General features: G+C 49.9%; 24 protein-coding genes. 10 read left to right on the top strand and 14 right to left on the bottom strand.

Translation table 11 applies throughout. From position 1 onward, the window contains the following. The first annotated feature begins 4 nt into the window (after window positions 1–4). Complete coding sequence (locus FO441_RS09530) at window positions 5–541, top strand: chromate transporter (protein ID WP_145289242.1); 537 nt, start codon at window positions 5–7, stop codon at window positions 539–541. Continuing rightward, window positions 538–1,065 carry a chromate transporter gene (locus tag FO441_RS09525; RefSeq protein ID WP_145289240.1) on the top strand — a complete coding sequence of 176 codons (528 nt, stop codon included), beginning with the start codon at window positions 538–540 and terminating at the stop codon, window positions 1,063–1,065. Before FO441_RS09530 ends, FO441_RS09525 begins: the two co-directional genes overlap by 4 nt. Window positions 1,066–1,285: 220 nt before the next feature. Here FO441_RS09525 and FO441_RS09520 read toward each other — a convergent pair whose 3' ends face one another. The 3 genes from FO441_RS09520 to FO441_RS09510 all read right to left on the bottom strand — a co-directional run bounded on the left by FO441_RS09520 (window position 1,286) and on the right by FO441_RS09510 (window position 4,238). Beyond that, entirely contained in the window at window positions 1,286–1,570 is a 285-nt protein-coding gene (locus FO441_RS09520) for a hypothetical protein (RefSeq protein WP_145289238.1), read from the bottom strand. Window positions 1,571–1,680: 110 nt separating this feature from the next. Continuing rightward, the gene (murJ, locus tag FO441_RS09515) at window positions 1,681–3,201 is read right to left on the bottom strand and encodes a murein biosynthesis integral membrane protein MurJ (protein ID WP_145289235.1); all 1,521 of its coding nucleotides are present in this window, start codon (window positions 3,199–3,201) and stop codon (window positions 1,681–1,683) included. A gap of 14 nt (window positions 3,202–3,215) precedes the next feature. Continuing rightward, a complete protein-coding gene (locus FO441_RS09510; protein ID WP_145289231.1) occupies window positions 3,216–4,238 on the bottom strand; it encodes an ATP-grasp domain-containing protein in 1,023 nt (340 codons plus the stop codon). A gap of 154 nt (window positions 4,239–4,392) precedes the next feature. On the opposite strand from FO441_RS09510, the gene FO441_RS09505 reads away from it, so the two are divergent. Continuing rightward, the gene (locus FO441_RS09505; RefSeq protein WP_281287300.1) at window positions 4,393–5,259 is read left to right on the top strand and encodes an aldo/keto reductase; all 867 of its coding nucleotides are present in this window, start codon (window positions 4,393–4,395) and stop codon (window positions 5,257–5,259) included. 255 nt (window positions 5,260–5,514) lie between these two features. On the opposite strand, the gene FO441_RS09500 is transcribed toward FO441_RS09505, so the two are convergent. The 6 genes from FO441_RS09500 to FO441_RS09475 all read right to left on the bottom strand — a co-directional run bounded on the left by FO441_RS09500 (window position 5,515) and on the right by FO441_RS09475 (window position 10,821). Beyond that, the gene (locus tag FO441_RS09500; RefSeq protein WP_145289229.1) at window positions 5,515–6,594 is read right to left on the bottom strand and encodes a glycerate kinase; all 1,080 of its coding nucleotides are present in this window, start codon (window positions 6,592–6,594) and stop codon (window positions 5,515–5,517) included. A gap of 12 nt (window positions 6,595–6,606) precedes the next feature. Continuing rightward, entirely contained in the window at window positions 6,607–7,512 is a 906-nt protein-coding gene (locus FO441_RS09495; RefSeq protein WP_145289227.1) for an acetamidase/formamidase family protein, read from the bottom strand. Between the two features lie 23 nt (window positions 7,513–7,535). Further along, window positions 7,536–8,558 (bottom strand): NADH:flavin oxidoreductase/NADH oxidase, encoded by a 1,023-nt coding sequence (locus tag FO441_RS09490; protein WP_145289224.1) that lies wholly within the window; start codon window positions 8,556–8,558, stop codon window positions 7,536–7,538. Window positions 8,559–8,736: 178 nt separating this feature from the next. After that, window positions 8,737–9,156: an arsenate reductase (thioredoxin) gene (gene arsC / locus FO441_RS09485; protein ID WP_186365537.1), complete on the bottom strand. Its 420-nt coding sequence runs from the start codon at window positions 9,154–9,156 to the stop codon at window positions 8,737–8,739. 16 nt (window positions 9,157–9,172) lie between these two features. Then, window positions 9,173–10,477 carry an arsenic transporter gene (locus FO441_RS09480; RefSeq protein ID WP_145289663.1) on the bottom strand — a complete coding sequence of 435 codons (1,305 nt, stop codon included), beginning with the start codon at window positions 10,475–10,477 and terminating at the stop codon, window positions 9,173–9,175. Next, entirely contained in the window at window positions 10,477–10,821 is a 345-nt protein-coding gene (locus FO441_RS09475) for an ArsR/SmtB family transcription factor (RefSeq protein ID WP_145289217.1), read from the bottom strand. The genes FO441_RS09480 and FO441_RS09475 overlap by 1 nt, the downstream gene beginning before the upstream one ends. Before the next feature lie 178 nt (window positions 10,822–10,999). Between FO441_RS09475 and FO441_RS09470 the strand changes: the two genes are divergently transcribed. From FO441_RS09470 to FO441_RS09460, 3 genes are all read left to right on the top strand, one after another. Continuing rightward, window positions 11,000–11,941 (top strand): agmatinase family protein, encoded by a 942-nt coding sequence (locus FO441_RS09470; protein WP_145289214.1) that lies wholly within the window; start codon window positions 11,000–11,002, stop codon window positions 11,939–11,941. A 47-nt stretch (window positions 11,942–11,988) separates the two neighbouring features. Next, window positions 11,989–13,209 (top strand): Nramp family divalent metal transporter, encoded by a 1,221-nt coding sequence (locus FO441_RS09465; RefSeq protein ID WP_145289209.1) that lies wholly within the window; start codon window positions 11,989–11,991, stop codon window positions 13,207–13,209. Window positions 13,210–13,280: 71 nt separating this feature from the next. Beyond that, window positions 13,281–13,697 carry an OsmC family protein gene (locus FO441_RS09460; protein WP_145289206.1) on the top strand — a complete coding sequence of 139 codons (417 nt, stop codon included), beginning with the start codon at window positions 13,281–13,283 and terminating at the stop codon, window positions 13,695–13,697. 40 nt (window positions 13,698–13,737) lie between these two features. Here FO441_RS09460 and FO441_RS09455 read toward each other — a convergent pair whose 3' ends face one another. Then, window positions 13,738–14,358 carry a hypothetical protein gene (locus FO441_RS09455; protein ID WP_186365536.1) on the bottom strand — a complete coding sequence of 207 codons (621 nt, stop codon included), beginning with the start codon at window positions 14,356–14,358 and terminating at the stop codon, window positions 13,738–13,740. 11 nt (window positions 14,359–14,369) lie between these two features. After that, on the bottom strand, window positions 14,370–15,872 hold the full coding sequence (locus FO441_RS09450) for a potassium/proton antiporter (protein WP_145289204.1): 1,503 nt from the start codon (window positions 15,870–15,872) through the stop codon (window positions 14,370–14,372). A 79-nt stretch (window positions 15,873–15,951) separates the two neighbouring features. On the opposite strand from FO441_RS09450, the gene FO441_RS09445 reads away from it, so the two are divergent. Next, window positions 15,952–16,662: an ATP-binding cassette domain-containing protein gene (locus tag FO441_RS09445; protein ID WP_145289202.1), complete on the top strand. Its 711-nt coding sequence runs from the start codon at window positions 15,952–15,954 to the stop codon at window positions 16,660–16,662. Here FO441_RS09445 and coaW read toward each other — a convergent pair. Both coaW and FO441_RS09435 read right to left on the bottom strand, forming a co-directional pair. Then, on the bottom strand, window positions 16,657–17,454 hold the full coding sequence (gene coaW, locus FO441_RS09440) for a type II pantothenate kinase (RefSeq protein WP_145289200.1): 798 nt from the start codon (window positions 17,452–17,454) through the stop codon (window positions 16,657–16,659). The genes FO441_RS09445 and coaW overlap by 6 nt on opposite strands. Window positions 17,455–17,528: 74 nt before the next feature. Continuing rightward, entirely contained in the window at window positions 17,529–19,106 is a 1,578-nt protein-coding gene (locus FO441_RS09435) for a BCCT family transporter (protein WP_145289198.1), read from the bottom strand. Between the two features lie 153 nt (window positions 19,107–19,259). Between FO441_RS09435 and FO441_RS09430 the strand changes: the two genes are divergently transcribed. From FO441_RS09430 to FO441_RS09420, 3 genes are all read left to right on the top strand, one after another. Next, window positions 19,260–20,090, top strand: coding sequence for a GNAT family N-acetyltransferase (locus tag FO441_RS09430; protein WP_145289196.1), 831 nt, complete (start codon window positions 19,260–19,262; stop codon window positions 20,088–20,090). Between the two features lie 73 nt (window positions 20,091–20,163). After that, entirely contained in the window at window positions 20,164–20,700 is a 537-nt protein-coding gene (gene rpoE, locus FO441_RS09425) for a DNA-directed RNA polymerase subunit delta (protein WP_145289193.1), read from the top strand. 138 nt (window positions 20,701–20,838) lie between these two features. Beyond that, window positions 20,839–22,434 (top strand): CTP synthase, encoded by a 1,596-nt coding sequence (locus FO441_RS09420; protein WP_145289190.1) that lies wholly within the window; start codon window positions 20,839–20,841, stop codon window positions 22,432–22,434. A gap of 48 nt (window positions 22,435–22,482) precedes the next feature. Here the strand turns inward: FO441_RS09420 and FO441_RS09415 are convergent, their stop codons facing one another. Beyond that, window positions 22,483–22,995 (bottom strand): DUF2529 family protein, encoded by a 513-nt coding sequence (locus tag FO441_RS09415; protein ID WP_145289187.1) that lies wholly within the window; start codon window positions 22,993–22,995, stop codon window positions 22,483–22,485. Window positions 22,996–23,081: the final 86 nt, after the last annotated feature.

Genomic DNA, 23,081 nt, shown 5'->3' with positions numbered 1-23,081 from the left:
CACGATGCATTTTAAAATTTTCTGGGCATTTTTCAAAGTAGGCATGCTGGGGTATGGTGGCGGTCCCGCCTCCATACCTCTCGTACATAAAGAAGTGGTGGGAACATACAAATGGATGACGGACGAGGAGTTCCAGGACGCACTCGCCATCGGCAACGTGCTGCCGGGACCAATTGCGACCAAGCTTGGTGGCTATATCGGCTATCTTCAAAAAGGATGGCTCGGACTGGTGAATGCCGTTTTCGCAACAATTCTTCCGACGATCGTCCTGATGATCATACTGCTCAAGCTCTTCACCGAGTTCAAGGATCTCGGCTGGGTACAGGGGATGAGCCATGGTGTCATGCCGGTTGTCGGTGTGATGCTGTTCATACTGACATATGAATTTCTGGCCAAGGCGAAAGCAAAGACGACGTGGCAATTTCTCATTCTGTTCACACTCGTCTCGTTCGTTCTGCTGGCAGTGCTTGAAATACATCCCGCCATCATCATTCTGCTGATTGTTGCCTTCAGCCTCCTCAGGAAGGAGGGACGCATATGATCTATCTGAAGATATTTCTCGCCTTCTTCATCCCCGGTGTGCTGGGATACGGCGGCGGCCCCGCCTCGATTCCGCTTGTGGAGCAGGAAGTGGTACAGAACTACGGGTGGATGACTTCCCAGGAGTTCGCAGAAGTACTGGCCCTCGGTAATGCACTGCCGGGTCCGATCGCCACCAAGATGGCCGGGTTCATCGGCTTTGAAGTCGGTGGCGTACTCGGTGCCACGGTCGCCGTTACAGCTACAGTCATGCCGTCGCTGCTGCTCATGGTCTTTTTGGCCGGTCTTTTGTACAGACTCAAAGGCACGAAGAAATTCGACACATTGACCACACTGATCCGACCGGTCATTGCGATACTGCTCGGCATCATTGCGTTCGATTTCTTCAGCAGTTCCTTCATCGATTCAGGCATGGTCCATACACTCATACTGATTGCAGCAAGCTTTCTGATGCTGACGAAGTTCAAGATCCATCCCGCACTCGTCATCATTTTCGGGCTGGTGTATGGTGCGCTGTTACTGTAGAGCATGGTGTATTGCAAATAGCTGAAATAAGTAATAAAAATCATTGACGGGGTGGGTTGATGATGAAGAAAGTACTGGTCGCCGGAGCTGCAGATATCTCGGACGTTTTGCTGTAAAATCATTCAAGCAGTCGGGACAGTGCTGGTCAAATCACAGAAGAAATAGCCTCGAGCATACCATGGTATGCTCGAGGCTATTGGTTTTTCAACCGGTCGGGTGATTATGATGTTTTCTTTTTCCGCTCCAGAACTATAGGCGTCATGTTAAGCAGGATGGAGACAATGGTCAAAAACCATAATGCCCTGCTGAAGTTGGGTACTTCCGATACAGCCGACCAGTCTTCCTTTTTTGCCCACTCTGACACAAGGCTGTATTCGGCACAAAGTGCTAATGCTGTAAATGATAACCCCATCGCCATAGCGAGCTTATAATCCTTCCCTGCTTTATACAGATAAAGATTTATAAAAGTTGCGACTATAGCAATGACCCCTAATATGATCCACATGACAAGACCTCCGTTTTAGAATACTGTTCGACTTGGACAGGTATCTGCACTCAATGCTAACAGAGCCTATTGAATGGATGAAACGCTTTATACCTCATTACGCAAGTGGACTACTTTCTTCTGAACCGGCTGAACGCTGTATTGATGAATGCTTGCACACCCTCTACCTTCAACAGGATGATTCCGGTGAAATAGATTGCCACCGTTATGGAGATGGCGGCAATCATACTGATGTAGAGTCCGGCAGCAGCTTCCAATGCATCAAATAGCAGGAAGGCGGCCCCTGCTGCGATGACTGCTGCACCGGTCATCTTGATGACGGAAGGAATGAGTGTCCGGAGGTTCAGGCGGCCGAGTTTTTTGCGCAGCTGGTATGTCAGCAGCACGACGGTGATCAGTGATGAGATGCTGGTTGCGAGTGCCAGTCCACCTATCCCGAGTATCGGTGCAAGCAGGAAGTTCAGGACAAGGTTGATGCCCATGGCGATTGCGCTGTTGATCATCGGCGTTTTCGTATCCTGCAACGCGTAGAATACGCGTGTCAGCACCAGGTTGACGCCGGTACCTGCCAGTCCGATGGCATAGAAGAAGAATGCTGATGTCGTGAGGGCGACTGCTGTTTCATCGAATGCACCCCGGTCGAACAGGAGGCGGACGATCGGTTCTGCAAGCACCATGGCACTGACGGTTGCCGGAATGATAAGAATGAGGACACCGAGCACTGTCTGGTTCATTGTATGCTTCAGCCCCTCCATATCCCCTTTGGCACCTTTTCTTGAAATATCCGGGTAGAATACCGTAACAAAGGAAGCGACAAATATGCCGATGAAGGCGGTATTCATCGTATTGGCATAGTTGATGGACGAAATGCCGCCGACAGTGATCCAGGAGGCAAGTGAGCGGTCGACAAGACGGTTGAGCTGGGAGACACTGGTGCCGAGTATGACCGGAAAGGCGAGTGCTGCCATCTCCTTGATATGTCTGTCCTTTGGCTTGAATATCGGTTTGAACCTGAAAGCATGCCGATGGGAGAAGAATATAATGATGAGAAACTGTACAAACAGGGCCGTGACATTGGCTATGGCGAGTACGAGGATCCAATCTGTGCGGCTGCTTATGATGATGGCAGCAATCAGGACGAAGTTCATCGGGATGCCGATCAATGAAGGCACTGCGAATATTTTATTGTAGTTCAGATAGGCACTGAGAATGCGGATGATGATCGTGAAGTAGATGCCGAAAATGCTGAAGCGGGTGAACAGTACGGCAAGGGCCAGTGTTTCCCCCTCAAATCCGATGGCGAATACTTTCACCAGGTACTCGGTGAAAATCAATGCGAGTATGACGATGGCAGTGGTCCCCACCAGCAGTACGTTGATCAGATTGTTCGTATAGTTTATTCCAGCTTGTAATCCAAGCTCATTTTCAACACGGGAGTAGAGTGGGATATATCCTGTTGAAATGCCGGCCGCAATCACACCGAAGACGATGGTCGGAATGCTGTTTGCAAGCAGGAAGACGTCACTGATTTCGGATGCGCCATAGAAGTAGGCCAGTGTCAGATCTCTGAAGAATCCCGAAATCTTGGAGACGATGGTCAGAATCATAAGTAGTATGACTGCTTTTTTCATATGCTCACACAGGTCTAATCTTCAGATATGAATATCTGATCTCTGAATCTGAGCATTCTTGTATTCCAGACAGGTTCTACAGGAACCGTATTGCCGAGATGGAAATACTCGATGAACAGTGACGGGAAGTTGACATTTGCACCGAGACTCATGACCTGGCTGCCGCAGAAGCGCGGATTGATGTCAGTGAGTTTATAGCCGGTCTCGCTCTCCATGAACTGGATGTTGATGAATCCGTCCGTAACAAGGCTTTCGGTGATCTCCTTTGAAGCCTGGATCAGACCTTCATGATGGACGACTTTGCCATCCAGTACAATGTTGTTGGAAACACCGGTCCGTTCTCTTGGTACAGCAACAATGACCTGGCCGCGGTAGAGATGGACATCGACACTGTATTCCTTGCCTTCGATACGCTCCATTGCGAACTTCCGTGCATCGGCATCAATGATTTCGCAGTAGTCGTCGAAGTCGATGACGTGCTTTCTCGCCTGTTTCAGTGCAGACAGGTAATTTGCCCTGTCGGTCAGGATGGCGAATCCAAGGGAAGCGTAGCTGTCCACAGTCTTGACGACAAAATGCGAATCTTCCTTGAACAGTGATTCTTTGATTTCCAGCAGTTCCTCCCTTGAATTGAATCCTCTATATACTGGAATGTACTTGCCGAGTCCCATTGCCTCAAGCTTCTGATATGCCTGCTCCTTATGCATAAGTGTTTCGAAATCATCGCTGTTCGGCAGGGCAATGATGGGTTTGAATGCGTCGCGATGCTTATGAAAGATGCGCACCTCTTCGTGAAGAGAGGGGAAGATGACATCTATCTTTTCTGCTTCAGTAATTTCCTGTAGCGCAGATAAGTACTTTTCTGTGTCGGTATAGCGGGGCACCTGATACGTAAGGTCACATAGATGGTGTCCAGCCGTCACCCCCCGTCTGTCCACACCGATGATTCTGATATCCTGCCTTTTTTTAAGACCTTGAATGATTCCCTGGGCGATGGGCCCGCCGATACCGGTCAGCAAAACGTTTATTCTATTCATTTTCAAAAACTCCTTAAGTGGACAATCGCTGTAAATTCATACTGTGATGAATTTTCTTATTATATATTTTAACAGAAACGTCAAAGGCTATGAGGATGAATCAGTTATTTGTAATATGTTTGATATATATGAGAGAAGTGGAATATGATAAGGGATGAAAACAACTTTGAAGGGATTGAGGGACATGGGTATATCGATTGAAGATACATACACATTGAATAACGGTGTGGAGATGCCGATCATCGGCCTTGGTGTCTACAAGGTCGAGGAAGGCGACCAGATGAAAGAAGCAGTACTGGCTGCACTTGAAGCGGGCTACAGGCACATTGATACTGCTTCTTTCTATGGCAATGAAAAAGGTGTAGGGGAAGCAATCAGAGCATCCGGGCTGCCAAGGGAATCGCTGTTCATTACGACGAAAGTGTGGAACGATGACCTCGGTTATGAGGAGACTCTGAAGGCTTTTGACATCAGTCTCCAGAATCTCGGGCTCGATTATCTGGATCTCTACCTGATCCACTGGCCGATCGAGGGGAAATACACGGAGGCATGGCGGGCGTTTGAAAAATTGTACGACGAGGGCAAGGTGAAGGCGATCGGCGTCAGCAATTTCCACGAGCAGCATCTTGAGGATATATTTGCGATGTGCCGCGTGAAACCGATGGTGAACCAGCTGGAATATCATCCATATCTTGCCCAGAAGAAGATGCGTTCCTATTGTGAATCCCATGACATCCGGCTGGAGGCATGGGCACCGCTCAATCGTGGGGGTGTGTTTGAAGAGGCGGTCATCCAGGAGCTGGCGGAGAAGTACGAAAAGACGCCGGCACAGATCATTCTGAGATGGGACGTACAGAACGGTGTATCCACGATTCCGAAATCCGTATCACCGTCACGCATCAAAGAAAATATCGATATCTTCGATTTTACGCTTGATGAGGAGGATATGAAACGGATTGATGGTCTCGACAGGAATCAGCGCATCGGCAAGAACCCTGATAATTTCAGCTTCGATGAATAAGAAAACTGTCCGGAGTCATTCCGGACAGTCAGACTGTAGACAAAGTCATTGCAGAATGACATGTCTGCAGTTTTTTTGGGGATGAGGAGGTGATGGCGCTAATTCACCATCGTGGGCGTCGCCATGGCAAGTTAGAGCGTTAATTCACCATCGCGGGCGGCACCATGGCGAGTTAGAGCGCTAACTCACCATCGCAGGCGTCGCCATGGCAAGTTAGCGGACCAATTCACTGTCCGGGGTCATTCCGGACAGTTTTTATGTAGAAAATATTTCGTTTATCTTCTTCTCCAGATGGAATGGCGTATCTTCCATCACCTTCTGGATATCGTCTGCTGTTTCTGCGAGTGCATGGGTGCCGGTAAAGTAGTCACCGAGATCTGCAGTCAGCTGCCCTGATATCAGATAGCATGGTTTCCTGTGCTTTCTGGCTAGCTTGGCAACGACAGCGGGTACTTTGCCATGCAGTGTCTGACTATCGCTTCTGCCTTCACCGGTGATTACAGCATCTGTTTCCATGATTGCTGTTTCGAGCTGGATCTTTTCAGCAACCAGATCACCCCCTGGCTTCATCTCTGCTCCGAGAGTCATAAGCATCCACCCGAGGCCGCCGGCAGCACCTGAGCCCGGAGCATCGGGGTCGCTTTCAGGGAATGGCTCTTTCATTTTTTGTGATAAGTGCTGAAGCATCGTTTCAAACATTTCAACCTCTTCGGGAGCAATCCCTTTCTGGGGACCGAATACCGATACGGCGCCGCTTTGGCCGAGCAGTGGATTATTCACATCGGAAGCGATGGTCAGAGTGATGCGATCAAGGGTGCGCAGGGATTCCGTATCGAATGACGAGATTTTTGGAATATCCCTGTTGAAGATGCCCGAAGGCAGACCGTCCGCTCCGGTAGCCCGGCCACCGAGTGCCATGAACATCCCATAGCCCCCATCATTTGTAGCTGAACCGCCGAGACCGAGAATGATATGCGCTGCGCCCTGATCCATCGCGTGCATGATCATCTCGCCGACACCGAATGTGGTCCGGTCCCCGGGATGGGAGTCTGTAATGAGATGAAGACCGCACGCTTCTGCCGTTTCAATGACTGCTGTGCCATCCTTGAAATAATAGACAGCTTCAACCGTGTCTCCTTCAGGCCCGGTAATGTTGACTGTAATCTGCGCATAGCCTTCATTGCTGAAGCTTTTGAGCAGCCCATCGCCGCCATCGCTCATCGGCTTTACGATGCCGGTGTGTCCCGATTTTTCGAGTGCATCCTGCATGACACGCGCCACTTCATACTGATCCAGTGTCCCTTTATAGGAGTCCGGTGCAATGACGATTTTCATTCTATCACCATCCTAATTGAAAGAAATATTAAAGTGTTCCAGTACATGACGCGGCACAAAGAAGCGTGCCGTCTTAAGCGGATCGACAACCTGGTTGATCTGCGTTTCGCCGACAAGGCTCATCAGCATCGTCATTTCGGAGAGTGTCAGACCGGTATATGGATGGAGCAGGGCAATCATCTGCTTGACCGACGCTTCAACTGCTGTATCCAGGCTTTTGTCCGAAACCATCATATGGATGCCGTCCTGGTCGATGACCACGGGGTGCTGTGTGGACAGATTTGCTGCCTTATCCAGTGTCACAGTGATTTTTGCACCGATCTCAAGACCGCTGACGCTGATTTCGCCGTCCCCCATTTTTGCGTGCACATCACCGAGACCGAACAGGGCGCCATCATGAAATACAGGCAGGTAGAGTTCGGCACCTGTCGTGATCTTCTTGCTGTCCATATTGCCGCCATGCCGTTCAGGCGTACCGTTATTGACAGGTATATTCTCCGGAGCAACACCGATGACGCCGATCATCGGGTTCAGCGGCAGTTCCAGACCGTTGAAGGAGACACGGCCACCGGCAGTATCCACGTCGAACATCTTTGCCTCCATGTGCTCGAGTGATTCCCCCATGATGCCAAGTCCCGGTCCGGTCAGCATGACACCGCTTGAATCGAGTGCGATGTCATCAATTGTGACTTTGAGTACGTCCCCGGCTTTTATACCTTCTACATGTATCGGCCCGGTGGCCGGATTGATCTGGTCCCAGTCAAGAGCGTCGAGTACTGTCTCGGCAGAAGTGATCTGGCCCTGGAAACAGTCATATGTCTCTATTTCAACCGTATCTCCCATGGCGACTGTCAGTGCGGCTTCATTATCTTTTGACATTGCGTAGTAGTAGTGTGATTTGTCCAAGGAATGTTTCATGATATCAATATGCCTCCAGAATTCTAATATGCGCGCTCATACTGTTCAGGAATGAATGACCTGCTCTTTTCTTTTTTCTGCCGTGAAGCGTTCAGCACCCAATAGGGATCACGGAGCAGGCCGCGGCCGATGGCGACAAGGTCCGCTTCTTCCGAAGCGACGACATGCTCAGCAAGATTGACATCATCCAGCAGACCAACGGCCATGACCGGGATGCCTGTCTCTTCATGGATGGTTTTTGCGTATGGTACCATATAGCCCGGATAAGCGCCTGGGAACCGGTCTTCTGCCGGTTTGCCTTCACCGCCTGCAGAAACATCAATCATGTCGACACCGGCTTCAATGTACTGCTTCGATAGCCAGACGGCATGATCCAGATCATATCCATCTTCCGCAAATTCAACTGCGGATATTCGCAGGATGAGCGGCATCTCCTCCGGCATGACCGATTTTACCGCCTCTATGACCTTGCGCCCAAAAAGGCTCAGATCCTGTCCATACTCATCCGTCCGCGTGTTTGTGCGGTGGGACTGGAACTGGTGGATGAGATAGCCGTGGGCAGCATGCAGCTCGATCGTATCGAAGCCGGCTTCCACGGAACGTTTCGCGCCCCAGCGGAATGCATCGATCACTTCCTCCACTTCCTCAGTGGACAGTTCGTGAGGCGTTTTGAAATCATCACTGTAGGCGATGGAGGAGCTGGATACAGGCAGCTCGGTGTCTCGTGCCTTCCTGCCCGCATGCGCCAGCTGGATGCCCACCTTCGCACCGTGACGATGACACGCGTCGACGATACGCTTGTAGTGGGGCACGTGCCCGTCGGACCAGATGCCGAGGCAGTGGTCTGTAATTCTCCCTCTGGCCTCAACGTTGGTCATCTCAATCAGGATCAGACCGGTGCCACCGACCGCCCGTGAAGTATAGTGGGTGAAGTGCCATTCATCCGGTATGCCATCTGTCGCACTATATTGGCACATCGGTGCCATGACTAGTCTATTGCGCAATTCCAAACCCTTGATTTCATATGGATCAAATAAAGAAATCATCAAACCCCTCCTTTTCCTAATACATCCATTGTTATGCAAATGGCAGTAAAGTTCAAAGATAAAACCTTCAATTGACGAAATAAACGCACTTTTGAAACAATTGTCGCCTTGCAGTGGCATTAACGGCACGTGGATGGAATCTGCAATAAAAAAGGAGGCCCTTCCGGGCCTCCTTTTTCTATCTGCCTTCATTTTTGAATCGGATGATCCGCTCTTCGATGGCGTCGCGCACATCGGCGAATATGGCGTGTACTTCCTCTTCAGAGCCGGTCGCTCTGGCAGGATCCTCGAACCCCCAGTGCATACGGGTGACGTTTGGTGGGGTCATCGGGCAGTTGTCATTAGCATCGCCGCATAGGGTGATGACGAAGTCTGCACGCTTGAGCAGCTCGTCATCGATTCTGCTTGACTCCTGCTTTGTAATGTCGACGCCTGCCTCTGCCATGATGTCTACGGCTTTCTTATTCAGGCCATGTGCTTCGATGCCGGCGGAATGGACTTCATACTGGTCGTCGAGATGCTTATGGCCGAAGCCTTCAGCCATCTGGCTTCTGCATGAGTTGCCTGTACATAGAAAATAGATGATGGGTTTGGACATGATGATTCTCCTTTATTTATGAAATGATGAGCAGCCATACGTACAGTCCGCACAGCGTGATGAACAGTACGGGTATGGTCAGCATGATGCCGATTTTGAAATAGTAGCCCCAGGAAATATGGATGCCTTTCTTCTTCAGGACGTGCAGCCACAGCAGTGTCGCCAGCGAACCGATCGGGGTGATTTTCGGGCCGAGGTCGGAGCCGATGACATTGGCATAGACGAGACCTTCCTTGACCAGGCCTTCTGTGCCGGACTCGGCAATCGCCAGTGCGTCGATCATGACTGTCGGCATGTTGTTCATGATCGACGACAGTATGGCGGCAGTGAAGCCCATTACCATTGTACCCGCAAACAGCCCCTGTTCGGCAGCTGCACCGATGAACTGTCCAAGAATGCCTGTAAGACCTGCATTCTGCAGCCCGTATACAACGACGTACATGCCGAGTGAGAAGAAGACGATGTCCCACGGGGCGCCCTTGATGACCGATCTGACTGGTACAGCCTGGCTGTTTCTTGCCATCAGTACGAAGAATAGGGCGATGATGCCTGCAATGATGGAGACGGGTATGTCGAGTGGCTCGCTTAAAAAGTATCCGATGAGCAGCAGGGCAAGAACGACCCATGACCATGAAAACATGCGGTGATCCCGGATCGCCTCTGCAGGACGCCTGAGTTCAGTCAGATCATAATCAGCAGGTAGGCTTTTCCTGAAGAATATGTATAGGACGAGTATGCTCGCAATGATTGAAAACAGATTCGGCACAATCATGCGGGAAGCATATTCGATGAAGCCGATGCCGAAGAAGTCGGCGGAGACGATATTCACCAGGTTGCTGACGATGAATGGCAGGGAAGCGGTATCTGCAATGAAGCCGCTGGCCATGATGAACGGCATGACCATCTTTTCGGTGAAATTCAGATTTCTGACCATCGCGAGTACGATCGGAGTCAATATCAGTGCAGCACCGTCATTTGCGAACAATGCGGCAACAACCGCGCCGAGCAGGATGATATAGACGAAAAGCTTCAGGCCGCTGCCTCTGGCGAAACGCGCCATATGCAGTGCAGACCATTCGAAGAAGCCGATTTCATCCAGCACAAGCGAGATGAGGATGACGGCAACGAATGTCAGTGTGGCATTCCATACGATGCCCCAGACGGTGGCGACATCATCAAAGCTCACAACGCCGAAAATGAGGGCGACGACTGCGCCGAGACATGCAGACCAGCCGATGCCGAGACCTCTCGGCTGACGTATGACGAGAAACAGAGTGACGAGGAACAGGATGACGGCAATGATGGGCTGGAAATTCTCCATCAGCAGCAGTCCTCCCTGCTGCATGACGCAATCAGGAAAGCAACGTGCGCATCAGCATCCGGCACGACAGCAATCAGTTCCGGAATCATATCATAGAAAGGACTTTCCTTATTCAATGAAAGATGCGTCCAGTAGCCTTCTTTTCTTTCTGTGATGAGACCGAGCGTTCGCAGTTTCTTCAGATGCTGGCTGACAGCCGGCTGGCTCATCTGGAAGCAATCTGTAAAATCACAGACGCAGCACTCACGTTCGTTCATCATGGCGATCATCGATAATCTCGTCCGGTCGCCCATGATTTTGAATAGATCGGCAGCCTGGCCGATATCCATTTTTATTTTTTCCATATCGCACCTCAACCATATAAGCATTTTATTATGTGACGATGAAAATTATATAAGAGTTTCATTATGTCGTCAATAGGGGTTTATGGGTGGCTCTTATAGGCTAATAGGTAATATGGATAAAACTGTATGATACTATGTCCTAGCGATATGGTATGATATAATTGATGGAGGTATGAGAATGAAAACGAATATATATGGAAACACACCCCCGATGCTGGGTGCAAAAAATCTGACAGATATAAAAGACTATGACACCGATGTACTGATCTATGGTGTGCCCTGGGAAGGTGCCTGTACATGGGGCGACTACACCGGTTGTGAGCTGGGGCCGAAGCAGATCCGCCTCTCTTCAGCCAGATACAGTACATATCTGCCGGAGCTTGACCATATCAATGTGGAAGATCATATGAGTCTCGGGGATGTCGGCGACGTCAGTGTCATTCCGCATGATGTGCCGGGAACGATGGGCAGGATCGAGTCGTTCGCAGAAAATCTATGGAAGACCGGCAAGTTTCTGGTCGGATTCGGAGGCGACCATGGCATTACCTATCCGATCGTCAAAGGTCTGACGAACACAGGGAAGAAGGTCGGCATCATCCATCTGGATTCACATTACGACAACATGCCGCATTATGAAGGGGATGAGTTTGCCAGAAGCACCCCGTTCATGCGGCTTTATGAGACGGAAGGTGTAAGGAATGAAAGTCTGATACACGCCGGAATCAAAGGTCCAAGGAACAAGCCCGAGACAGGAAAGTATGCCAGAGAAGCCGGTGCCGTCACCCTGACCATCAATGACATCAAAGAGGCGGCGGATCTGAGAAGCTTTGCCAATGAAATATATGATATGGCGGCCAAAGATGTCGATGTGGTCTACTTGACCATCTGCAGTGATGTGCTGGACTTTGCGTTCAATCCTGGTGGTCCAGTGGATGGAAATGGCATCACTTCGCATGAACTGGTCACAATGATCTATGAATTCGGCAAGCGGGGCCTGTGCGGCATGGACTTTGTCGAAGTCTATCCCCAGCAGGATGCAAATCAGAATTCATCACATTTCGTTTCAACGGCAGTACTCTATGTACTGGCGGGCCATATCCACGGCGGACATGCAAAATAAAATCAGGGGGGAGGAGACTCCCTTCCTATAAAACAGGGGTGGGAATATTGAGTAGAAACAAACTGGTTGAGAAATTGAAAGTCATCGGACCTGGAGCCATCATCACTGCATCATTCATCGGACCGGGAACCGTCACTACAGCAACAAGAGCCGGTGCCGGCTTCGGTTTTGCTCTGCTGTGGACGATCGTGTTCGCCATCATCGCAACAATCGTACTGCAGGAGATGGTAGCAAGGATCGGCATCATTACCGGAGAGGGACTCGGGGAGAATATACGGGATCTGTTCGACAATGTAATACTGAAGTTTGCAGCAGTGTGGCTCGTCATGATTGCGGTATGTGTCGGATGTGCAGCATACATAAGCGGAGATCTCCTCGGGACATCACTTGGTGTATCCTATCTGTTCAATATCCCTGAAAACTATGTTGCACCGGTCATCGGTGTCATCATCCTGCTGCTCGGACTCAGCGGGAGCTATAAGATCATCGAGAAAGTCATGATTGTGCTCATTGTCATCATGAGTGTCACTTTCATCACGACAATGTTCGTATCCGCATCCGACCTGGGCGCGATTCTGAGAGGCGCATTCATCCCCGGAATACCTAATGGATCCATTCTTACAGTGATTGCGCTGATCGGTACGACAGTCGTACCCTACAATTTCTTCATCCATGCCTCCACAGTCAGTGAAAAGTGGGACAGTGCGGATGGACTCAGGGAATCGCGCATGGACACCATCATTACAATCACCGTCGGTGGACTCATTACAGCAGCAATACTGATCACTGCAGGCGCCCTGATACAAGGGACGGAAGTGACGAGCATTGTGGAGCTGGCCGCGCCACTTGAGCCACTCATGGGAGATCTGGCACCACTCTTCATCAGTATCGGTCTCTTCTCGGCCGGCCTATCTTCAGCAATTGCCTCACCGATGGGGGCAGCGGTGACTGTCAGCAGCTTCATGCGCTGGAAAGGCGGCTTCGATAACAATAAGTATAAGCTCGTCTTTTCCGCCATCATCATTCTCGGCATCATCACTTCGGCAATCGGGTTCGAACCGCTTGAAGTGCTGCTGTTTGCGCAAGCTCTGAACGGGCTGATCCTGCCGATCATTGCCATACTCATCATGATTCTGATCAATAAGAAAAGTACAATGCATGAACATGTCAATCCATTATGGCTCAATATTGTCGGCTGGGTCATCACTGCTGTCGTTTCATTCCTTGGCATCTACAGTCTGGTGGATGCGATATCTTCATTCCTATAGGCGCATCACTATTCATGCAGGCTGGGGATGGATTATAATGGGTAAAACTCGAATGGAAGGATGAAACAACGATGAAAATCAATGCACAATGGACCGGTGGCATGGCCTATGATTCCAAAGGGGATGCTTCCGGCTACCAGGTTACAATGGATGCAAGCAGTAGTGTTGGAGGAAACGACGGCGGACCGAGACCGATGGAGATGCTGCTTCATGGTGTCGCCGGCTGCATGGGCATCGACCTCAACGTCATCATGCGCCATAGTATGGACAAGGTGGAGTCCATAGAAATAGAAATCGATGGTGAACGTGCGGAAACAGAACCTAAGAGATTTACGCATGTAGATGTCATTGTAAAAATCAAAGGGGATGTCAGTGAAAAGGTGGCACAGCGTGCAGTCGAACTGTCAGCTGAGAAATACTGCTCTGCCATCAATTCACTGAATGCAGCAGTGGAAGCAAAACTGGAGCTGAATGGCGAATTGAAGTAGCATAATAATAAAGACAGCAGGCCCCCGGGGCCTGCTGTCTTTATTCGTCATGGAAGTCGGTATCCGACAAGTCCTTGTACTGGAGAATGATTTCAGTAATCTGATCCTGCTGGTTATAGTTCATCATTACATACTGGCCATTCGATGTGTCGCTGTCGTAGAACATTCTGAAGTCGGAAACTTCGTCACTGCTCGGCCAGCCGAACTGCTCGACAGCATCCTGCTTGGTGAAATCTTCAGGAAAGATGATGATGCCATCCACTTTAAGTTCACCCTTGTCTCCGGATTCACCGACCGACTGTGGAAAATTGAAGCCGATATGGTCGTAATGGTAGTAGGTACCATCGACGACGCTGCCGGATCCTGTCGGCTCCCCGAGTATGCCGACCATATAGTCGTAGCTGGAGTGGACGGATATGGTCCTGTACTCATAGCTGCCTGAGAAGAAATTGGAGATGAAGGCATCACTTGTAATATCAATCGGTTTGACTTCAGGCGGTTCCTGTTCCGCCGTTTCCTCTTCTGCAACCGTCTCTTCTGTCGACCCTTCGGTTTCTGTTCCAGTAGATTCATCTTCTGCGGGACCTGGACCGTCGTCAGCGTTCAGACAGGCAGTAATGAAAAACGACGTCATCAATAGAGCAGTAAGAAATTTCATCATAGTGGCACCTCCTAGGTTTTCTCCTCGTCAGCGGGTGGTTCGGTACGCTTCGGTTTGCTTTTGTTCTCCTTTACCTTGCTGAAATAAGCTTCAGTACGTTCCCTCAGTTTTCGCGGCATCATGACATAGATGAAGTCCTCGGAATGCATCACTGTGTCACCGTTTGGTGTAATCAGTTCTTCATCCCTGATGATGGCGATGACCAGAATATCAGGTGGCAGATCGAGGTCCTTTATTTTTGCATTTTCATGGGCTGACAGCGCCGGCAATTCGATGCCGTATATATCATTCTGTGTCTGACCAAGTGCGAGCAGCTCAACGGAATATGATGGTGTATCCGCTTCACCTTCATCAAATCCGAGCCAGCGGGCGACCGGCGTAATGGTGCTGCCCTGAAGCAGCGCAGAGAAGATGACGATGAAGAACACGACATTGAATATGAGATATCCGTTCTCAATGCCGCTGACAAGCGGATAGGTGGCAAGGACGATGGGAACGGAGCCACGGAGTCCGGCCCACGAGATGAATACTTTCTCCTTGAAATCATACTTGCTCGCAATGAGCGTAAGGAATACGCCGATCGGTCGCGCAATGAATATGAGGATGAGTGCCATCAGAATACCCTGGATGGTGTAGTTGAAAAGTTCATCAGGGAAGGCGAGCAGTCCGAGCATGATGAACATGATGATCTGCATCATCCACGCAAGTCCTTCATTGAAACGCAGTATGGAATGCTTGTAGGTGAGGGGACGGTTCCCCATGAGAAGTGCCATGATATAAACGGCAAGCAGGCCGCTTGCCCCGATTACTTCCGACACCCCGAAAGACAGCATCGCAAAGCCGAGTGAAAGTACAGGGTACAGGCCGGAAGCTTCCAGGTCGATGCGGTTGATCACGTAGACGGCAAGGCGTCCGATGATAAGGCCAACGAGTACGGCAACACCCATCTGCCAGAAGAAGGAAAGAATGAGAAGGAAAACATTATTTTCTCCAGGCATTTCGATGATGGAGATGATGGTGACGGTCAGAAATACCGCCATCGGGTCGTTGGTTCCGGATTCCGCCTCGATGGTTGAGGAGAGCTTCTCTTTGATGTTCTTGCTGCCGAATACGGCGAATACGGCGGCTGCATCTGTCGAGCCGACAATGGCACCGAGCAGCATGGAAGTCATCAGGTTCAGATCAAGTATGAAGTAGGCGAATATGCCAAGAACAATGCTGGTGAGCAGGACGCCGATGGTGGCAAGGAGTACGGCCGGACCGGCAACCTTCTTTATGGCAGTGATGTTTGTCTGGAGTCCACCTTCGAACAGTATGATGACAAGTGCAATCATACCGATGAGCTGGGTCGTCTCCACGTCATCATAGTAGATGACCTGGTTGAGCAGTATACCGATAATTATGAACAGCACCAGTGAAGGGAACCCGAGTCTTGAGGAGAATCTGGTGATCACCACCCCGAGAACGAGAACGATGGCCACGAGCAGAATGGGCTGGTTTATGTAGACATCCATTAAAAACCTCCTTCTTATTTTGCATTTGTGTATATAATTATAAGTGACCCATATAAAAAATACTAGTAGAGGTACTTTTATGTTAAAAATTGAACAGCTTCAGATCATATATGAAAATTTTGGATTGGATGTTGAAAATGCTGGTTTTTCCAAAGGTTTGAATATCGTCCTTGGACCGAACGGGGGTGGCAAGAGTTCATTCATGCAGGGAGTGGTCGGCTATGGCCAGCCGGATATTGAACAGAGGAGAATATACTGGAACAGCCAGCCGCTGGAGGGGGTAGAGGCGGTCATCAGCTATCTGCCCCAGGAGAATCCGAGGTTCAAAATAATAGTCGCCGACTACCTCACCATGACAGCGGGAAACGTGTCGCATGCTGCCTGTTCGGCTGCTGTTGAGAATTTCGATATTGCACAGCTGACTGGGCGTTCCATCGAAGATCTATCAGGTGGTGAGTTCAAGAGAGTCCAGTGTGCACAGGTCTCCCTTGAAAACAAGCCTGTCATCATGATCGATGAAATAGAACAGGGGCTCGACCTCAAATACCAGCATGAAATGATGAAATGGCTACGGGATGAAGGGAATTGCAGAACAGTCATTACAAGCATGCATGACGCTGCGCTTGCCCTGACATATGCAGATACCATTACCCTGATGAAAGAGGGCCGGATCACAGGACCCATGCCGCCTTGGGCAGTCACTTCCGAGATGATCTCTGCATGCTATGGTCTGCCTTTGAAGATCGAGTCGAAGGCAGGCATCGCGCTGGTCTATCATAGCGGGCTATAGAATGGCACCGAGTGCGCCCGAATATTCTCCATTCTTGATCATGTGGGCTTTGGCCCCTTTCAGTCCAGCGTAGCGGTTGATGATTTCCTGCATCACCTTGTTGTCGAGAAGTGTGGAGCCGATGAATACGATATCTGTCGAGTCGTATCCCTCAGCCAGGCTGATGCCGACAGCTGTCACCGTTTCAGCCACAAGTCCGATGACGGCCTGCACTTTGTCCGCCGGCTCCAGTACCGCCACATCTCCAGACAGTACATTACCGAAGTTGCTTGCAGTCAGATCACCGGGAATCGGTGTCGGCCGCCCGGCATATATATGGTGGACTTTCAGATCGATTGCGTCCCTGTTGCCTGATTCTGCGAGTGCGATGATTTCGTTGTAGTCATCGATGTCCACCAGCAGCTTGGAGAGGCCGAGCAGCGTACCGCCACCGACGCCTGAACCGCCGACGCGTTCCTGGCCTTCCGGAGAGGCATGATGGAAACTCGTGCCTGTTCCTACATTCAGGTAGACAAACCGCTCGAGATCAATGCCCTGCTCACGCATCAACGTTTTAAGACCTCTGTAGGTGGCGTCGAACTCTATCGAAACCCCGTGGTGCTGGTTCAGTTTTTCCGCCATATATTCCGCTTTTCCTCCGGTGAGGAAAAGCGCGTCCTCTGCATATTGTGAATCGAGTACTTCGATCAGTGCATCCACTTCAATGGATGGCCATTTTTCGAACGTCCGATGGTCACCATCCACATATACCACCTTTATCAAAGTACCGCCTGCGTCAATTCCAATTTTCATAAGTTGCCTCCGCATAAAAAGAATGTCATCGGCTTTATTATACCAATGACATTCTCCATTCGTAATCTTTAATTTTAAGACTCTTTCTGTGCCTTGCGCACCCGCCGTTTCATCGCTTCATTCGGTTCGCGTCTCAAGGACTTCGATACCGAGGCGATCATGGCTATGAGCACAACACCGAAAGGCAATCCGGCGAGCAGTGATGCCGCCTGCAGGCTTGTCAGTCCGCCGGCAATGATCAGCGTTACTGTCAGTGTGCCGATCAGGACACCCCAGATGATCTTCAGTCTTGTGGCTGGTGCCTCCGTATTGCCGGAAGTCATCCCAGCTACAATGAATGTTGCAGAATCGGCGGAAGTGACCAGGAATGTAAAGATCAGCAGAATTGACAGTGCAGAGAGTATCTGTGTCATCGGCAGCTGGTCATAAAGAGCGAAAAGTGCCGCCGTATCATCCTCAAGCACAAGCACACCGATATTCGTACCGTTGAACAGATCGGAGTAGATGGCGGTCCCTCCAAGTGCACCAATCCATATGAAGGACAGCATCGGTGGAATGATCAGGATGCCGAGGACATATTCCCGGATTGTCCGCCCCCTCGATACGCGGGCGACAAATGAACCGATGAACGGGCTCCATGCGATGACCCACGCCCAGTAGAAGACGGTCCATTCCTGCACCCAGACTTCTCCGGAGTAGGGCTGCATTCTGAGTGAGTATCCCACGTAGTTCGACAGGTAGTCCCCTAGACCAACAATGATGCTTTCCATGATGAAGGTGAAAGGTCCGACTGCCATGACGAAAATGGTAATGACGGCAGCCAGCAGCATATTCAGATTGCTGAGCCATTTGATGCCGCGCTTCAGTCCTGTTGTAGTGGACAATATGAAGAGGCCGGTCATCAATGCCGTAAGTATGATCTGTGTCAATGGACCGGATGGGATGCCATACGCAATATTCAGCCCACCATCCATCTGCAGGATACCAAGGCCAACTGACGTCGCCATCCCTGTTACAGTCGCAATGACGGCCAGTATATCAATGGTCTTGCGGGCTTTCTTATTATAATCGGAGCCGAGCAGGGGCTCGAGCGATGTTGAAACCAGTCCATCCTTCTGTTTTCTGTACTGGTTGTAGCCGATGGCCAGACCTGCTACGCCGAATATGGACCATTGGGAGATGCCCCAGTGGAAAAATGAATATCCCATCGCCATTCGCGCGGCTTCGACGGATTCCGTCTCCCCGCCAAGGAAAGGTGAAACCATGTAGTGGCTCATCGGTTCTGCTACACCGAAAAATACAAGTCCGACACCGAGTCCGGCGGAGAACAGCATGCCGATCCACGAGCGGAATGAAAATTCAGGCTTCGACTGGTCGCCTCCCAGCTTGATCCTGCCATATGGTGATAGGGCGAGGAAGAGCAGGAATACCGCAAAACCGAAGACGGCAATCATGAAGAACCAGCTGAAGTAATTGGCAATCCATGCATATAAAGCTTCCGAGCCCGTCTGGAAGCTCTCAGGTATGGCAGCTGCAAAGATTGCAGCCACCAGTATGATGATGGTGGATGCCCAGAATACGAGTCCGAGCTTGGATTTCCGGTTGGAATCCCATTTGTCTTTGGATGTTTTATCCGAATTGTCGTTAACCAATTGTTTTCCCCCTAGAAATGTAGTCTAATCTCAAATACCCCTATAAATTTCAACTAAACAACTGAAAAGATGTTGTATATCCTGAGGACTATTCTATACTTGAAAAGGGTAGAGGATATATCAAATGAAAATGTTTAATAAGGAGGAATGATGATGGGAGATATACATATTCGTCCTTTTAAAAAAGAAGACAGGGAGAGTCTTTTGGCTTTCAAGCTGAGCGAACAGCAGCAGATCTATTCAAGTCTGCCAATAGATGTTCTGGACGATGCAATTGAGGATCCCGACCGTACACCGTGTGTCGTGCTGAATGATTCGGATGAAATTGTCGGCTTTTTCGTACTGCACAAGCACTATCAGCATGAAGGGTACGCAACCCCGCACGAAGTGGTGTACATCCGCTCACTCTCCATCAATGAAGAACTGCAGGGGAGGGGCTACGGCACCAAAGTCGCCATGTCGCTGCCACTCTTCGTGCAGGAGCACTTTGCGAATTTCGATCATCTATATCTGGTTGTCGATGCAGAAAACCAGGGCGCCTGGAACTTGTATGAGCGCGCAGGATTCATGCATTCGGCAACAAAGGAAGATGGCCCGATCGGCAAGGAACGCCTCTATTACCTGGATCTTGATCAGAAGTATGTCCATAATATCAAGCTGGAGCAGGACGACTCGATTGAACTCCCGGATATGAAGGTGGACATCGTGCTCAACAAGGAAAAGTCTGCAGGATATATTGAAGGGAGAGTGGAAGGGGACACGCTCCATATCATCCATCTCTTCATCAATGAGGCGGAACGCAACCGCGGTGTGGCATCCAGTGCACTCAGACAGTTTGGGACATTTCTGAGACGCAAAAGCCCTGAAGTGAAGCACCTTGTTGTATCGACCGATGATGCTGACAGGGCACGGCTTTTTGAAAGGGTCGGCTTCGTCATGATAGATGAGGCACAGAGAAAGTATATGAAGTATATAAACTATTGAATTAGTTCTTGATTCATACAGCAATTACCTGTATTATATCTTTTGATATTCCAGACTGGAAAGGATGAACGAGATGAGACTCGACAAATACACCAAAGAGATGATGGACGAGAATTCTTTTATCGATATGTCATATATATATCTGCAGGACAAGGGCAAAGAGGCGAACCTGTACGATATCATCGATAAATTCAAAGAGGCTGGTGGATACTCTGATGCTGAAATAGAAAATCGCATCCTCCAATTCTATACAGACCTGAACACGGATGGCAGATTCCTGAGTACAGGTGATGGTGTATGGGGACTTCGCGACTGGTACTCTGTCGACGATATCTCTGATAAGATCGCGCCGACGATTCATAAGTTTGAGCTGGCCGTAGACGATGAAGATCCGGTAGTTACGGATGACGAAGGGTATGATGAAGCTTTCGACCAGGACAAGGATCTTGTGGAATCCGATATAGAGAATCTCGATTCTCCTCTGAACGGTGATGATGTTGAAAGTGAAGACGATATCGAAGACTCCGTGGATGAAACGATCGACGACGATGTCGAGTACGATGATACCGACGACCTTGAGGACAGCTACGAGGATGAAAAGGACCTTTAGGGTCTGAAGTTCCAGTTGACATTCATTAGAAAAGTGATATTATTTTTATTGGGCTCCCTGAAACAGGGATTGTAAAGAACGGCTCCTTTTCACCAAGTGTGGAAGGGAGCTATTTTTATTTTCACAGGAGGAAGTGCGATGACTAAATATATTTTTGTGACTGGCGGGGTTGTTTCCTCTCTAGGCAAGGGCATTACAGCCGCGTCACTGGGAAGGCTGCTGAAAGACCGCGGCTTCTCGATTACGATTCAGAAATTCGATCCATATTTGAATGTGGATCCTGGGACGATGAGTCCATACCAGCACGGTGAGGTTTTCGTGACGGAGGATGGTGCGGAAACGGATCTCGACCTCGGACACTATGAGCGTTTCATCGACATTAACCTTCATAAATATTCGAACGTCACAGCCGGCCGCGTCTATTCCGAGGTGATCAGAAAAGAACGCCGGGGAGACTACCTGGGCGGCACAGTCCAGGTGATTCCGCACATCACCAATGAAATAAAATCCCGTCTGATGCAGGCAGGCGAAGAATCCAACGCGGACATCGTCATTACTGAAATCGGTGGAACGACCGGTGATATAGAATCACTGCCTTTCCTCGAGACGATCAGACAGCTGAGAAGTGATCTGGGCCGGGAAAATGTCATGTATATCCATTGCACACTTCTACCTTACATCAAGGCAGCAGGGGAAATGAAAACGAAACCGACACAGCATAGTGTAAAAGAGCTGAGAGGACTCGGCATACAGCCGGATATGATCGTGGTACGCTCCGAATATCCGATGGGCGAGGATCTGAAGGACAAGATTGCACTGTTCTGTGATATCAATAAGAAGAGCGTCATAGAGGCAAGAGATGAAGAGACGATCTATAATATCGTCATCCGTCTTCAGGAGCAGAACATGGACAGCCTTGTGCTGGACCGTCTTGAACTGCCTGCCGGTGAGGAAGCGGAACTCAAGGACTGGAAGCATCTGCTGCAGAACCTGAACAGTATCGAAAGGAAGATAACGATCGGTCTTGTCGGGAAGTACGTTACACTGCAGGATGCCTATCTGTCTGTGGCAGAGTCGTTGAGGCATGCAGGCTACGAACGCCAGGCGGATATCGAGATCAAGTGGATCAATTCCGAGCATCTCACCCGTGAGAACTACGAAGCGGAACTTTCCGAAGTGGATGGCATCCTCGTTCCCGGCGGATTCGGTGAACGCGGCGTCGAAGGCAAGATCTACGCACTGCAGTATGCGCGTGAGAACAGGGTGCCGCTGCTCGGCATCTGTCTCGGCATGCAGCTTGCCACTGTGGAATTTGCACGCAATGTTGCTGGTCTTGAAGGTGCCCATTCCAGTGAGCTGGATGAAAATACACCACACCCTGTCATCGACCTGATGCCGGACCAGAAGGATGTTGTCGATCTCGGCGGTACGCTCAGACTCGGAAGCTTCCCGTGTGAAATCCAGCAGGGTACGATTGCACGCGACCTGTATGGCCAGGCACACGTCGACGAACGCCACCGTCACCGCTATGAATTCAACAACCAGTACAAGAAGCAGCTTGAGGAAAAAGGCATGGTATTCTCCGGTACATCACCAGATGGCCGCCTTGTGGAAATGATCGAACTCAGTGATCATCCATACTTTGTGGCTGTGCAGTTCCACCCGGAATTCCAGAGCAGACCGACACGTCCACACCCGTTGTTCCAAGGTCTGATCAATGCCTGCATAGAATAGAAAAAGAACCATGCCCGCGGGGCATGGTTCTGTCATATGGAAAAGCTTCTAGTATGCATCGTTTGTCATCTCATCGACGAGCACATAGAGGTGATCGTAGAGATAGAGGAACGCGGACATATAGGGGTTAACAATTTTGTCGAAATTCGGCGTCGGTATAAGCGGACGCGGAGACGATAAATCGATATAATGGTGGAGCTGGTCGATTATTTCGGCCTGATGCTTATTGTAGTTGGAAATCAGTACGAATTCCACGTCTTCATTCTGAAGTGTCCTGATGAATGTCTGCACATCATCATCGAACTGGTCGGCGATGACGAGTACACGGTCCGGTGCATCGACGGATTCCGGAGAATCAAAAGGTTTTGCCTCTGGAAGGGCGAGGGAACTGTCGAGCAGAAATGCTTCTATCCCCTTGAAATCATGGAAGGTCTTCACATGGATCTCGCCCTCGCTGCCTACTGCCTGCGCCAATAGGCGTGCAGCCATCTCAATCTCCTCTTCCTGGGCATTGATATGGTTGTATATGTTTGTCAGTTGCGTCTGCAGGATCTTGTCCATGTAATCTCTCCATTCGACTTGATGGTACTGCAATGGTATCAAAACATTGCCCAGAATTAAATGTTTTTGCTATAATTGCGTTAAAG

The organism is Salinicoccus cyprini (assembly GCF_007713705.1).
GTDB classification, from domain to species: Bacteria; Bacillota; Bacilli; order Staphylococcales; family Salinicoccaceae; genus Salinicoccus; species Salinicoccus cyprini.
Note: the sequence above shows the minus strand (reverse complement) of the source record. Positions and strands in the feature narration are given on the sequence as shown.